The organism is Rhodococcus sp. 15-725-2-2b (assembly GCF_002259075.1).
GTDB lineage: Bacteria > Actinomycetota > Actinomycetes > Mycobacteriales > Mycobacteriaceae > Rhodococcoides.
Map to the genome: position 1 here is coordinate 262620 of NZ_NPFL01000019.1, position 13493 is coordinate 276112.

Annotated in this window: 12 protein-coding genes; 5 read left to right on the top strand and 7 right to left on the bottom strand. The window is 65.2% G+C overall.

Annotation, left to right across the window (positions count from 1 at the left end):
* Window positions 1–184 precede the first annotated feature (184 nt).
* Window positions 185–727, bottom strand: a complete 543-nt coding sequence (locus tag CH306_RS21850) for an Rv1476 family membrane protein (RefSeq protein ID WP_032398033.1) — start codon at window positions 725–727, stop codon at window positions 185–187.
* 348 nt (window positions 728–1075) lie between these two features.
* Here CH306_RS21850 and CH306_RS21855 point away from each other — a divergent pair, with 348 nt between their 5' ends.
* Window positions 1076–3886, top strand: coding sequence for an aconitate hydratase (locus CH306_RS21855; protein WP_032398032.1), 2811 nt, complete (start codon window positions 1076–1078; stop codon window positions 3884–3886).
* A 113-nt stretch (window positions 3887–3999) separates the two neighbouring features.
* Complete coding sequence (locus CH306_RS21860) at window positions 4000–4566, top strand: TetR/AcrR family transcriptional regulator (protein WP_032398031.1); 567 nt, start codon at window positions 4000–4002, stop codon at window positions 4564–4566.
* A gap of 6 nt (window positions 4567–4572) precedes the next feature.
* Here the strand turns inward: CH306_RS21860 and CH306_RS21865 are convergent, their stop codons facing one another.
* Complete coding sequence (locus tag CH306_RS21865) at window positions 4573–6204, bottom strand: ABC-F family ATP-binding cassette domain-containing protein (RefSeq protein WP_032398030.1); 1632 nt, start codon at window positions 6202–6204, stop codon at window positions 4573–4575.
* A gap of 150 nt (window positions 6205–6354) precedes the next feature.
* Here CH306_RS21865 and CH306_RS21870 point away from each other — a divergent pair, with 150 nt between their 5' ends.
* Genes CH306_RS21870 through ku form a run of 3 tightly spaced genes read left to right on the top strand, consistent with a single transcriptional unit; the run spans window position 6355 to window position 9278 of the window.
* On the top strand, window positions 6355–7143 hold the full coding sequence (locus tag CH306_RS21870; protein WP_094647935.1) for an SDR family oxidoreductase: 789 nt from the start codon (window positions 6355–6357) through the stop codon (window positions 7141–7143).
* Window positions 7140–8285, top strand: a complete 1146-nt coding sequence (locus CH306_RS21875) for a lycopene cyclase family protein (protein ID WP_094630010.1) — start codon at window positions 7140–7142, stop codon at window positions 8283–8285. Before CH306_RS21870 ends, CH306_RS21875 begins: the two co-directional genes overlap by 4 nt.
* A gap of 51 nt (window positions 8286–8336) precedes the next feature.
* Complete coding sequence (gene ku, locus CH306_RS21880) at window positions 8337–9278, top strand: non-homologous end joining protein Ku (RefSeq protein WP_094647936.1); 942 nt, start codon at window positions 8337–8339, stop codon at window positions 9276–9278.
* A gap of 21 nt (window positions 9279–9299) precedes the next feature.
* Here the strand turns inward: ku and CH306_RS21885 are convergent, their stop codons facing one another.
* From CH306_RS21885 to sufD, 5 genes are read right to left on the bottom strand one after another with little or no spacing between them, the layout of a single operon-like run.
* Window positions 9300–9692 carry a metal-sulfur cluster assembly factor gene (locus CH306_RS21885; RefSeq protein WP_032398026.1) on the bottom strand — a complete coding sequence of 131 codons (393 nt, stop codon included), beginning with the start codon at window positions 9690–9692 and terminating at the stop codon, window positions 9300–9302.
* Complete coding sequence (sufU, locus tag CH306_RS21890; protein ID WP_032398025.1) at window positions 9689–10186, bottom strand: Fe-S cluster assembly sulfur transfer protein SufU; 498 nt, start codon at window positions 10184–10186, stop codon at window positions 9689–9691. Before sufU ends, CH306_RS21885 begins: the two co-directional genes overlap by 4 nt.
* Window positions 10187–11479, bottom strand: coding sequence for a cysteine desulfurase (locus tag CH306_RS21895; RefSeq protein ID WP_094647937.1), 1293 nt, complete (start codon window positions 11477–11479; stop codon window positions 10187–10189). It abuts the gene before it with no gap.
* 2 nt (window positions 11480–11481) lie between these two features.
* Entirely contained in the window at window positions 11482–12258 is a 777-nt protein-coding gene (gene sufC, locus CH306_RS21900) for a Fe-S cluster assembly ATPase SufC (RefSeq protein WP_032398023.1), read from the bottom strand.
* Window positions 12259–12300: 42 nt separating this feature from the next.
* Complete coding sequence (gene sufD / locus CH306_RS21905; protein ID WP_094648013.1) at window positions 12301–13491, bottom strand: Fe-S cluster assembly protein SufD; 1191 nt, start codon at window positions 13489–13491, stop codon at window positions 12301–12303.
* Window positions 13492–13493 lie beyond the last annotated feature (2 nt).

The window sequence follows — 13493 nt, forward strand, 5'->3', positions numbered from 1 at the left end:
TCGCACCCTAAAGAAACTCCAGTCACAAATGACACATTGGTAATTTCACCAGGCACAACGCCGTGAACTCGGGGTTTACCGAAAACAATTTTTCCGACTTTTTCGGACGACCCGACGGTCACCATCGGGACGGGGTCGAACGGGGCGAGCGTCGGTCGGTCGAACGACACTCCGACGCGCGTGTTCAGTCGGCGACGGACTCGCTGTGCGCGCGGTCGTTCGACTCCGAACGCGAGCGATATCTGCGGACCTTCACGACAGCGGTCAGAGCCGCGACCGCGGCGACCACGACGACCAGGCCGCCCGTGAGCAGACCCCACGGCGTCTGATCCTCGACGAGGGTGTCGACGAAGTTGTCGGCCGCCACGACGTGGTTCCCGGTGTACGTACGGTCCTGGCCTGCTTCGAGGGTCACCCGGCTGATCGAGTCGCTGAACGTACCCACCTGCCCTGGGCTGAGCACGAGAACAGTCCCGCCCTCGCGTGCTCCGACAGCGGTTGCGAGGTCTCGAAGTTGCGAGTCGTGGCGAGGTTCGGTCGGCACGATGACGATGCTCAGATCGATGCCGTGGTCCTCGGCGCGCGCGACGGCCGCGGACAAACCGGCTTCCTCGTCGGCGGGGGCACTGACGCCGGACTCGCGGACCGTGGCGACGATGCTGTCGACGTCCAGACCTGCCGGTATATCGGTGGCAAGTGGGGAAACGGCGTGAATCGGCTCAGGCATCTCTCGTCCAGTCGGTAGGAACCAGTCGGCTCGAACCCTACGTCACCGCCACGTGCGAACCTGGTTGCCCCGCAGGTCCGGCTTCACTACTGAGGTCGCCCTTCATTGCGCAGCCGGGAGCACTGCGTGAGGATCGTCGTGTGGTTCGGTGCCTCCAGACCCACCGAGGACCCGACCGCAGGTTTTCACAGGACAAGCGTACTGTTAGACTTCCATCGAGACACCGACCGTGCGTCCGCCCCGAACTCTCGCTACCGAGATTCGAGGCCGAGGCCCGCAGTCGGCGCCTCGCTTCAACCGTCGACACAGCCCCGTCGGCGGTGTGCCTCATAGACGAGTGGAGCTGAAGTGACCGCAAGTAAAGATTCATTCGGTGCAAAGGGCACCCTCGAAGTCGGAGAGAACTCGTACGAGATCTTCCGACTGTCGGCCTTGCCCGGTGCCGAGAAGTTGCCCTACGCACTGAAGGTCCTCGCGGAGAACCTCCTTCGCACCGAGGACGGTGCAAACATCACCGCCGACCACATTCGTTCGATCGCCTCGTGGGATCCGTCCGCGGAACCGAGCTTCGAGATCCAGTTCACCCCTGCACGCGTCATCATGCAGGACTTCACCGGCGTTCCCTGCATCGTCGACCTCGCCACGATGCGTGAAGCCGTCACCACCCTGGGCGGCGACCCGAACAAGGTCAACCCCCTCTCCCCCGCCGACATGGTCATCGACCACTCGGTCATCCTCGACGTCTTCGGCCGCGCCGATGCTCTCGAGCGCAACGTCGACCTCGAGTACGAGCGCAACGGTGAGCGCTACCAGTTCCTGCGTTGGGGACAGGGCGCGTTCGACGACTTCAAGGTCGTCCCTCCGGGCATGGGCATCGTGCACCAGGTCAACATCGAATACCTCGCACCGACGATCATGACCCGCAAGGGCCAGGCCTACCCCGACACCTGCGTCGGCACCGACTCGCACACCACGATGGTCAACGGCCTCGGTGTGTTGGGCTGGGGCGTCGGCGGTATCGAAGCCGAGGCGGCCATGCTCGGCCAGCCCGTCTCGATGCTGATCCCCCGCGTCGTCGGTTTCAAGCTCTCCGGTGAGATCCAGCCCGGCGTCACCGCGACCGACGTGGTGCTGACCGCCACCGAGATGCTGCGCAAGCACGGCGTCGTCGGCAAGTTCGTCGAGTTCTACGGCGAGGGCGTGGCCGAGGTTCCGCTCGCGAACCGCGCCACCCTGGGCAACATGAGCCCCGAGTTCGGTTCCACCGCAGCGATCTTCCCGATCGACGAGGAAACCATCAACTACCTGCGCCTCACCGGCCGCAGCGACGAGCAGCTCGCGCTCGTCGAGGCGTACGCCAAGGAACAGGGCATGTGGCACGACCCGAAGAACGAGGCCGTGTACTCCGAGTACATCGAACTCGACCTCAACACGGTCGTTCCGTCCATCGCAGGACCGAAGCGCCCGCAGGACCGAATCCTGTTGTCCGAGTCCAAGGTTGCCTTCCGCAAGGACATCCACAACTACGTCGAGGAGAACCACCCGGCGCACGAGGGTGACAGCAAGCTCGACGAGGCACTCGACGAGTCGTTCCCGGCCAGTGATTCCGCTTCGCTGAGCTTCGCCGAAGAGGACTCCGTCGACGTACGTTCTGCCGCATACGGTTCCGAGGGCCGCCCGAGCAAGCCGATTCGGGTCACCACCGACGAGGCCGGCGAATTCGTCCTCGACCACGGTGCCGTCGTCGTCGCAGGCATCACCTCGTGCACCAACACCTCGAACCCGTCGGTCATGCTCGGCGCAGCACTGCTCGCCCGCAATGCCGTCGAGAAGGGGCTGTCCACCAAGCCGTGGGTCAAGACCAACATGGCACCCGGTTCGCAGGTCGTCACCGACTACTACGAGAAGGCCGGCCTGTGGCCGTACCTCGAGAAGCTCGGCTACTACCTCGGTGGTTACGGCTGCACCACGTGCATCGGTAACACCGGTCCGCTGCTCGAGCCGATCTCGAAGGCGATCAACGACAACGACCTCTCGGTCACCGCAGTCCTGTCGGGCAACCGCAACTTCGAAGGCCGCATCTCCCCCGACGTGAAGATGAACTACCTGGCTTCGCCGCCGCTGGTCATCGCCTACGGCCTGGCGGGCACGATGGACTTCGACTTCGAGACCGACGCTCTCGGCGAGGATCACGAGGGCAATCCGGTGTTCCTCAAGGACATCTGGCCGTCCTCGCAGGAGATCGAGGAGACCATCCAGTCCTCGATCAGCCGGGACATGTTCAGCAAGTCCTACGAGACCATCTTCGCCGGTGACAGCCGCTGGCAGAACCTGTCGACCCCCGAGGGCGACACGTTCGAGTGGGATCCCAAGTCGACGTACGTGCGCAAGCCTCCGTACTTCGACGGCATGACGATGGACCCGGCTCCCGTCGAGGACATCAAGGGTGCACGCGTGCTGGCGCTGCTCGGCGATTCGGTCACCACCGACCACATCAGCCCGGCCGGTCCCATCAAGGCGGGTACACCTGCCGCGCAGTACCTGGATTCGCACGGCGTCGAGCGCAAGGACTACAACTCGCTCGGTTCGCGCCGCGGAAACCACGAGGTCATGATTCGCGGAACGTTCGCGAACATCCGCCTGAAGAACCAGCTCCTCGACGACGTCTCGGGCGGCTACACCCGCGACTTCACGCAGGACGGCGGACCGCAGTCCTTCATCTACGACGCGTCGCAGAACTACCAGAAGGCCGGCATCCCGCTGGTCGTGCTGGGCGGCAAGGAGTACGGCAGCGGCTCCTCACGTGACTGGGCCGCCAAGGGCACCTCGCTCCTGGGCGTCAAGGCCGTCATCACCGAGTCGTTCGAGCGCATCCACCGCTCCAACCTCATCGGCATGGGCGTCGTTCCCCTGCAGTTCCCGGCCGGTGAGAGCGCATCGTCGCTCAAACTGGACGGCACCGAGACCTTCGACATCGTCGGAGTCGCGAAGCTGAACGAGGGCACCACCCCGAAGACGATGACCGTCATCGCCACCAAGGAAGACGGCTCGAAGGTCGAATTCGAGGCAGTGGTTCGCATCGACACCCCGGGTGAAGCGGACTACTACCGCAACGGCGGCATCCTGCAGTACGTGCTGCGCAACATGATCAGAGGCTGAGTGCGCGTCGTCTGACGTACGCCTCGAACGGCGATGGGCCCGGAACCGACAACGTGTTTCCGGGCCCATCGCCGTCTCGGTCGAGGCCCTCATCGAAAGTAGGAAACCCACACGTGCCCAAGGTCAGCGAAGACCACCTGGCCGCCCGTCGAAGCGAGATTCTCGACGGCGCGCGTAAGTGCTTCGGCGAGTTCGGTTACGAGGGCGCGACAGTACGGCGTCTCGAAGAAGCCACCGGCCTGTCGCGCGGAGCCATATTCCACCACTTCAAGGACAAGGACGGGCTCTTCCTCGCGCTGGCTCAGGAAGATGCCCGACGCATGGCCGAGGTCGCGGCCACTCAGGGTCTGGTGCAGGTGATGCGAGACATGCTGGCGCAACCCGAACAATTCGAGTGGCTCGGCACGCGGCTCGAGATCACCCGACGATTGCGCACGGACGCGGACTTCCGGTCCAGCTGGGCCGAGAGGTCGGCCGAGCTGACCGACGCCACACTCGGACGACTCGAGCGTCAGAAGACCGCAGGACGACTGCGCGACGACGTACCCAACGACGTCCTCGCCGACTACCTCGATCTCGTGCTCGACGGCCTGGTGGCTCGCATTGCGTCCGGCCACGGCGGCTCGAACCTCGCCGCGATCCTGGACCTGGTCGAGGAGTCGGTCCGCAGGCAGGACTGAGCACCGTTACGCGAGCTGGATCAGTTCCAGGTATTCCTGCGACCAGTGGTCCTCGGTGCCGTCGGGAAGCAGAATCACTCGTTCGGGTGACAGCGCTTCGGCGGCACCGGGATCGTGGGTCACCAGTACGACCGCGCCCTTGTAGCTGCGGAGCGCGTCGAGCACCTGCTCACGGGAGATCGGGTCGAGGTTGTTGGTCGGTTCGTCGAGCAGGAGAACGTTCGCCGCGGAGGACACCAACCCGGCGAGAGCCAAACGGGTCTTCTCGCCACCGGACAGTGTTCCTGCCGGCTGGTCGAGCTGGGGCCCGGTGAACATGAAGGCTCCGAGCAGCGACCGCAGTTCCTGTTCGCCGGTGTCGGGTGCCGCGTGCCGGATGTTCTCCCAGACCGACGCGTGGTCGTCGAGAGTGTCGTGTTCCTGCGCGAAGTATCCGACGCGCATGCCGTGGCCGGGTTCGATCTCACCGGTATCCGCCTTCTCGGTTCCGGCGAGGATCCGCAGCAGCGTCGTCTTGCCTGCACCGTTGAGCCCGAGCACTACGACACGGCTGCCCCGGTCGATGGCGAGGTCGACGCCGGCGAAGATCTCCAGCGATCCGTACATCTTGGTCAGGTTCTTCGCCATCAGCGGCGTCTTGCCGCACGGTGCCGGCTCGGGGAAACGAATGTGCGCCACCTTGTCGGACACCCGTTCGGCATCGAGGTTGGCGAGCAGCTTGTCGGCGCGCTTCGCCATGTTCTGTGCTGCAACGGCTTTCGTCGCCTTGGCCCCCATCTTGGCGGCCTGCACGCGCAGTGCCCCGGCTTTCTTCTCCGCGTTGGCGCGCTCACGACGGCGACGCTGCTCGTCCGTGGCGCGGGCGTCGAGGTACTTCTTCCAGTTCATGTTGTAGATGTCGGCTTCGCCGCGGACGGCGTCGAGGAACCACACCCTGTTCACCACGTCTCCGAGCAGTTCGACGTCGTGGCTGATCACGATGAGTCCGCCCTCGTGGTTCTGGAGGAATCCGCGCAGCCAGGTGATGGAATCGGCGTCGAGGTGGTTGGTCGGCTCGTCGAGCAGCAAGGTGGTGTTCGATCGTCCACCACTGCCGTCGGACGCGGCGAACAGAATGCGAGCCAGCTCGACGCGTCGACGCTGTCCACCGGACAGGGTCCGTAGCGGTTGGCCGAGGATGCGGTCGGCCAGGCCGAGGCTGTTGCAGATGCGGGCCGCTTCGCTCTCGGCTTCGTAACCGCCGAGGGAGGCGAAACGCTCTTCGAGTTCGCCGTATTTACGGACGGCTTTGTCGAGCAGCGCCTCGTCGGCGACCTCGGCCATCAGCGCTTGCTGCTTTTCCATCTTGTGCAGGAGGGTGTCCAGGCCACGGGCCGAGAGCACGCGATCCTTGGCCAGCACGTCGAGGTCGCCTTCTTTGGGATCCTGCGGCAGGTAACCGAGTTCGCCGGTGCGCACGACCTCGCCCGCGTAGGGCTCGCCTTCGCCCGCCAGGATGCGCAACGTGGTGGTCTTTCCTGCACCGTTGCGACCGACCAACCCGATGCGGTCGCCCGCCTGTACCCGGAGCGCGGGCCCCTCGGTGGACAGAAGGGTCCGCACACCGGCACGAACTTCCAGGTCGGTGGCGGTGATCACGCGTGAGCTCCTAGCGATTGCCGAACAAGATCGTCGCCCGTCGACCGACGGGCGAACCATGCCGCCGAACAGCACAGCAAACCCCCATTTTAGCTCAGCATTCACGTGCCCTCACCCAGGAACGACGGTGACACCGGTAACGTCTGATCGATGACCGACGCCTCCGAAACAGTCAGCTCTTCCAGCGCGCCGACCCCCGATCTCGCCGGGCGCACCGCACTCGTCACCGGCGGCAGCCGAGGCATAGGCAAGGCCATCGTTGCGGAACTGCTCGCCCGCGGCGCGAACGTCGCCATCACCGCTCGCAAGCGCGAACCTCTCGTTGCGGCGGCAGCGGAACTCGGCGATTCCGTGCTCGCGATCGACGGTAATGCGGGCGACCCGGAGCACCGACGCAACGCGGTCGCGAGCACCGTGGAGACCTTCGGTTCACTGGACATCCTGGTCAACAACACCGGCATCAACCCCGTCTACGGCTCACTGATGGACGCCGACCTGGCCGGCGTGAGCAAGATCTTCGACACGAACGTCGTGGGTACCCTCGGATTCGTCCAACAGGCGTTCCATGCCTGGATGGGCGAGCACGGCGGCGCGATCGTCAACGTCGCCAGCGTGGCCGGCATCCGCTCCACCGGCGTGATCGCCGCGTACGGCGCATCCAAAGCCGCTCTGATCCGCCTCACCGAGGAGCTCGCCTGGCAGCTCGGTCCGAAGATTCGCGTCAATGCGGTGGCTCCGGGCGTGGTGAAGACGAAATTCGCCGAGGCTCTCGTCGCCAACGGCGAAGACGCGGCAGCGGCCGGCTATCCGATGAAGCGTCTCGGCAATCCTGAGGACGTGGCGGCCCTGGTGGCCTTCCTGGTGTCGGACGCGTCCTCCTGGATCACGGGCGAGACCGTGCGCGTGGACGGTGGTTTGCTCGCCACCGGCGGAATGTGAACGATTTCTCGGCCGACGTCGCGGTGGTCGGACTCGGTCCCGCGGGGCGGGCCGTCGCCCATCGGTGCGCCGAGGCCGGACTCGATGTGCTCGCACTCGATCCACACCCGTCGCGCACCTGGACACCGACGTATTCCGCTTGGGCCGACGAGTTGCCGTCGTGGTTGCCTCCGACCGCCGTCGCCTCGACTGCACAGAAGCCGGCGGTATGGACCGACCGTCATCGGATCATCGACCGGACGTACTGCGTGCTGGACACACCTGCCCTGCAAGCGACCCTGTCCCTCGACCGGGTCCGAGTGCTGGCGGGGACAGCCGTCGACGTCACCGGTTCCCGGGTGACGACCGCCGACGGCACCATCGTCGACGCTCGTCACGTCGTCGACGCCCGCGGCACGCTCGATTCTCGGGACCTCGCACAGCAGACGGCGTACGGCATCGTCGTCGACCGGGACCGCGCCGAGCCGATCCTCGAAGGGTCGGACGCCTGGTTCATGGACTGGCGCACCGACAACGGAGCTCGGCCCGGTGAGGCCCCGAGTTTTCTCTACGCCGTGGCGCTCGACGAGGATCGGATCCTGCTCGAGGAGACGTGTCTGGTCGGCCGGCCACCGCTGGAACTCGCACTGCTTCGATCGCGGCTGCACCACCGGCTCACCCGTCGGAACCTGGAACCGACCGGCGACGAGGACGTCGAGCGAGTGCGGTTCTCGGTCGAACCGCCGCCTCGGTCGCGGCTGCACACCGGGCGAGGCGGACCGGTGCTCTTCGGTTCCCGCTCCAATCTGATGCATCCGGCCACGGGGTACAGCGTTGCGGCGTCGCTGGCGACGACGGATCACCTCGTCGAGAGATTCCGAGGCGGTGGACGTTCGCGCCCGATGCGCCCGGTGCACGTCTGGACGGTTCAGAAGCTTCGCAACCTCGGGCTGCGCACGGCACTGGCTCTCGAACCCGAGATGGTCCCCCAGTTCTTCTCCAGCTTCTTCTCGCTCCCGGTCGAACTGCAGCGCTCGTACCTGTCCGGGTACGACGACGCCCTCGGAACGATGACCGCGATGCTGAAGATGTTTCCGACGCTCCCGGGATCGGCCAGGCTCGCGATCGCGCGCACGATAGTGCGCACTCCGGGCCGCGGCTGAGTTTCCCGCCAACGGTCGACACGCGGGCGCCCGGTCGGCGATCATGGACAGATGCGCAGCATTTGGAAGGGCTCGATCGCCTTCGGACTGGTCAATGTTCCGGTGAAGGTCTACTCGGCCACCGAGCAGCACGACATTCGGTTTCATCAAGTGCACGCGAAGGACGGCGGGCGCATCAAGTACGACCGCATCTGTCAGGAATGCGGCAAGTCGGTGCAGTTCGCCGATATCGACAAGGCGTACGACTCCCCCGACGGGGAACGCGTCATTCTCACCGACGACGACTTCGACAAGCTGCCTGCGGCGGAGAAGCACGAAATTCCGGTTCTCGAATTCGTGCCGACCGAGCAGATCGATCCGATCCTCTACGACAAGAGTTACTTCCTCGAGCCGGACTCCGCGTCACCCAAGGCCTACGTGCTGCTTCGGGAGACGCTGGAGGAAACCGAACGCACCGCGCTGGTGCATTTCACTCTGCGACAGAAGACCCGCCTGGCCGCACTACGCGTGCGCGACGACGTACTGGTGATCCAGACACTGCTGTGGCCGGACGAAGTCAGGGCCGCAGAGTTTCCTTCGCTCGAAGACGCGCCGTCCGCGCGCCCGCAGGAAGTGAAGATGGCGACGTCCCTGGTCGAAAGCATGTCCTCGGAATTCGATCCCACCGAGTACACCGACGACTACCAGATCGAACTGCGCAAGCTGATCGACGAGACGCTCGCCAACGGCGGTGAGAAGGTCATCCACACCGAGACGGAGAAGGACGACGACGGAGAGGATGCCGAGGTCGTCGATCTCGTGGCGGCTTTGCAACGCAGCGTCGAGGCGGCAGGAAAGAACACGAAGTCGGGGTCCTCCACATCCGCTTCGGCGAAGAAGACACCCGCGAAGAAAGCCCCGGCGAAGAAGGCGGCCGCCAAGAAGACGACAGCGAAGAAGTCGACCCCCGCCAAGACCACCGACTCCAAAGCCGACGAAGCCAAGGGTGCGTGAGGGGGCCGACTCGGCCGTACGTCAGACGGTGAAGCCGAGGGCCCTGAGCTGCTCGCGACCGTCGTCGGTGATCTTGTCCGGACCCCACGGCGGCATCCAGACCCAGTTGATCTTGAGGTCGGCGGCCAGACCGCTGCGCACGAGCGCGCCGCGAGCCTGATCCTCGATGACATCGGTCAACGGGCATGCCGCCGACGTCAGCGTCATGTCGACCGTGACGATGTCGTCGGCGTCGATCTTGATGTCGTACACCAGTCCCAGGTCGACGACGTTGATCCCGAGTTCGGGGTCGACGACGTCGCGCATCGCTTCTTCGAGGTCCTCGAGCACCTTGATCTCGTCGGCGGTCAGAGCCACAGGAGTGGTCTCCGATGTCTCCGACGCTGACTGGGTCGTATCTGTTGTATCCGTCATGATCCCTGTCCTCCGGAAAATGCCGACTGGGCGGTCTCGCCCGTCGTGACTGTCGAATCTGCGTCCACTACCTGAACAACCGCGTCCTTGAAAGCCATCCATCCCAGCAGGGCGCACTTGACACGGGCCGGGTATTTGGCCACACCGACGAACGCGATTCCGTCACCGATGACGTCCTCGTCGCCTTCGACGGTACCTCTGCTGCCGACCATGTCGCTGAACGCGTCGACCGTCTTCAACGCATCGGCGACGCTCAGGCCGACGACCTGGTCGGTGAGCACCGATGTCGCCGCCTGGCTGATCGAGCAGCCCTGGCCGTCGTACGAGACGTCGGCGACGGTGCCGTTCTCGATCTGCACGCGCAGGGTCACCTCGTCGCCGCAGGTGGGGTTGACGTGGTGTACCTCGGCACCGAAGGGCTCGCGCAGTCCACGGCCGTGCGGGTGCTTGTAGTGATCGAGGATCACTTCCTGGTACATCTGTTCCATGCGCATCTACCGCTGACCTCCCCCGCCGTTGTCGGTGGTGCCGAAGAACGACTGTGCGCGGCGAATCGCCTGTGCCAGAACCTGCACTTCCTCGACCGTGTTGTAGAGCGCGAACGAGGCGCGCGCTGTCGCAGCCACACCGAACCGACGATGCAGGGGCCACGCGCAGTGATGTCCGACGCGGATGGCGACCCCCTCGTCGTCCAGGATCTGTCCGAGGTCGTGGGCATGAATGCCGTCGACCACGAACGACACCGCCGAACCGCGGTCGACGTTCTCCGTCGGTCCGATCACGCGAACACCGTCGATCTTCGCGAACTCGGCGAGAGTTGCTGCGACCAAGGCCTTTTCGTGCGCGGCGATGACATCGATGCCGATGTTCTCCAGGTAGTGCACAGCTGCGCCGAGTCCGACGACCTGCGAGGTCATCGGAACGCCGGCCTCGAACCGTTGCGGCGGCGCGGCGAACGTCGTCTCCTCCATGGTGACGGTCTCGATCATCGAACCGCCGGTGATGAACGGAGGCATCGCTTCGAGGAGTGCAGCCTTGCCGTACAACACGCCGACCCCCGATGGACCGAGCATCTTGTGACCGGAGAACGCGGCGTAGTCGACGTCGAGCGCGTGGAAATCGACCTTCATGTGCGGCACCGACTGGCATGCGTCGAGGACGACGAGTGCGCCCACCGCCCTGGCCCGACGCACCAATTCCTCGACCGGAGCGACCGCGCCGGTCACGTTGGACTGATGCGTGAACGCGAGAACCTTGACGGCCGAGGACAATTCGAGCGAGTCGAGGTCGATTCGACCGTCGTCGGTGACGCCGTACCAGCGAAGCGTGGCACCGGTTCGAGCTGCCAGCTCCTGCCACGGAACGAGGTTGGCGTGGTGTTCGAGTTCGGTGACGACGATCTCGTCGCCGGGACCGAGGTGGCGATCGAATCGCTGATCGGCAAGCACGTACGTCACCAGGTTGAGCGACTCGGTCGCGTTCTTGGTGAACACGATCTCGTCGACGTCGGCACCGACGAACGACGCGATGGCGGCGCGCGCACCCTCGTAGGCATCGGTGGCCTCTTCGGCCAACTGATGCGCCCCGCGGTGTACGGCGGCGTTGCATGTGGTCAGAAATTCACGCTCGGCGTCGAGTACCTGCACGGGCCGCTGAGAGGTGGCACCGGAGTCCAGATACACCAACGGCTTACCGTCTCGCACGGTACGCGAGAGGATGGGGAAGTCGCGGCGAACCGTGGCGACATCGAACGATGCCGCCACCGCCGCAGCTGCGGGTGCAGCCATACTCATGCTCCGGTGGTCGCGGCCTGCGTGTAGCCGGCGTATCCGTTGGCCTCGAGCTCGTCGGCCAGCTCTGCACCGCCGGACTTCACGATTTCACCGTTGACGAAGACGTGGACGAAGTCGGGCTTGATGTAGCGCAGGATGCGGGTGTAGTGCGTGATCAGCAGCACTCCACCGTCTTCGCGCTCCTTGTACTTGTTGACGCCCTCGGACACCACGCGCAGAGCGTCGACGTCGAGGCCGGAGTCGGTCTCGTCGAGGATGGCGATCTTGGGCTTGAGCAGTCCCAGCTGAAGAATTTCGTGACGCTTCTTCTCGCCGCCGGAGAATCCCTCGTTGACGTTGCGCTCGAGGAAGTTCGCCTCGATCTCGAGCTCGCTCATCGCGGTCTTGGCTTCCTTGACCCAGTGCCGCAGCTTCGGAGCCTCACCGCGCACGGCGGTGGCGGCGGTGCGGAGGAAGTTCGACATCGACACGCCCGGCACCTCGACCGGGTACTGCATCGCCAGGAAGAGGCCGGCGCGCGCACGCTCGTCGACGCTCATCTCGAGCACGTCTTCACCGTCGAGGGTGATGGTGCCCGAGGTCACTGTGTACTTCGGGTGGCCGGCGATGGCGTAGGACAGGGTCGACTTGCCGGAACCGTTGGGACCCATGATCGCGTGCGTCTCACCCGACTTCACGGTGAGGTCGACACCCTTGAGGATGTTGATGGGCTCCGCAGTGGCGTCGGAGTTGGCGACGCTGACGTGCAGATCGCGGATTTCGAGTGTGGACATCAAAAAGTTCCTTTGTGCAGTCGAGAAAGGTTCGGGTGTGACCTACGCGCCGACGACGGCGAGTTCGGTCTCGATGGCAGCGTCCAGGCGCTCGCGCACGGCGGGGACCGGAATCTTGTCGATGACCTCGTGGAAGAAGCCGCGGACGACGAGTCGGCGAGCGACCTCCTCGGAGATGCCACGAGCGCGCAGGTAGAACAGCTGCTCGTCGTCGAAACGGCCGGTGGCACTGGCGTGGCCTGCTCCGACGATCTCCCCGGTCTCGATCTCGAGGTTCGGTACCGAATCGGCGCGCGCGCCGTCGGTGAGAACCAGGTTCCGGTTGAGCTCGTAGGTCTCGGTTCCCTCGGCCTCGGCGCGGATGAGAACGTCGCCGATCCAGACGGTGTGCGCGTCGTGCTTGCCCGGGCCCACTTCGCCCTGCAATGCGCCCTTGTACATGACGTTGGACTTGCAGTGCGGAGCCGAGTGGTCGACGAGCAGACGCTGCTCGAGGTGCTGGCCCGCGTCGGCGAAGTACAGACCCAGCATGTCGGCGTCACCACCGGGCGCGCTGTAGCGCACGGTCGGGCTGATGCGCACCAGGTCGCCGCCGAGACTGACGTTGTAGTGCCGCAGCACGGCGTCGCGTCCCAGGAGTGCGTGGTGTGCCGCCACGTGCACGGCGTCGGACTGCCAGTCCTGGATCAGCACGACGTGCAACTGCGAGCTGTCACCGAGAACGAACTCGACGTTCTCCGCGTACGTGCCACTACCTCGCTGGTCGATCACGACGGTGGCACGAGCGAACGTGCCGAGTCGGATCTGGAGGTGGCCGTAGGCGACGTGGTCGACACCGGGACCGTCGACGGTGATCTCGATCGGATCGGCCACCTCGACCTCGTTCGGCACGGAGACGATCGTGGCCTCGGTGAACGCCGAGAATGCCTGAGCGGCAACACGATCGGCAGGAACGCCGGCCTTGCCCAGTCGCTCGTCCTCGCGCCCGACGGTCTCCACGGTCACCGATTCCGGGGTGCCGACGGTGACCTGAGCGGCCCCGTCGGCGACGGCGGAACCGTCGTGCAGGCCGCGCAGCCGACGCAGCGGCGTGAAACGCCACAGCTCGTCACGACCCGACGGGATCTCGAACGCATTCACGTCGTAGGACGTGAACTGAGCGCCCTTGTTCACGACGAGCTTCGACTTGTCTTCCTTGGCCGACTCGGGGTTTTCGGATGCCACGGCACCCATCA

Excerpts from the sequence above, each read along its gene's own strand:
- CH306_RS21850 (WP_032398033.1), bottom strand. The coding sequence starts at position 727 with ATGCCTGAGCCGATTCACGCCGTTTCCCCACTTGCCACCGATATACCG.
- CH306_RS21870 (WP_094647935.1), top strand. The coding sequence starts at position 6,355 with ATGACCGACGCCTCCGAAACAGTCAGCTCTTCCAGCGCGCCGACCCCC.
- ku (WP_094647936.1), top strand. The coding sequence starts at position 8,337 with ATGCGCAGCATTTGGAAGGGCTCGATCGCCTTCGGACTGGTCAATGTT.
- CH306_RS21885 (WP_032398026.1), bottom strand. The coding sequence starts at position 9,692 with ATGACGGATACAACAGATACGACCCAGTCAGCGTCGGAGACATCGGAG.
- sufU (WP_032398025.1), bottom strand. The coding sequence starts at position 10,186 with ATGCGCATGGAACAGATGTACCAGGAAGTGATCCTCGATCACTACAAG.
- CH306_RS21895 (WP_094647937.1), bottom strand. The coding sequence starts at position 11,479 with ATGGCTGCACCCGCAGCTGCGGCGGTGGCGGCATCGTTCGATGTCGCC.
- sufC (WP_032398023.1), bottom strand. The coding sequence starts at position 12,258 with ATGTCCACACTCGAAATCCGCGATCTGCACGTCAGCGTCGCCAACTCC.
- sufD (WP_094648013.1), bottom strand. The coding sequence starts at position 13,491 with ATGGGTGCCGTGGCATCCGAAAACCCCGAGTCGGCCAAGGAAGACAAG.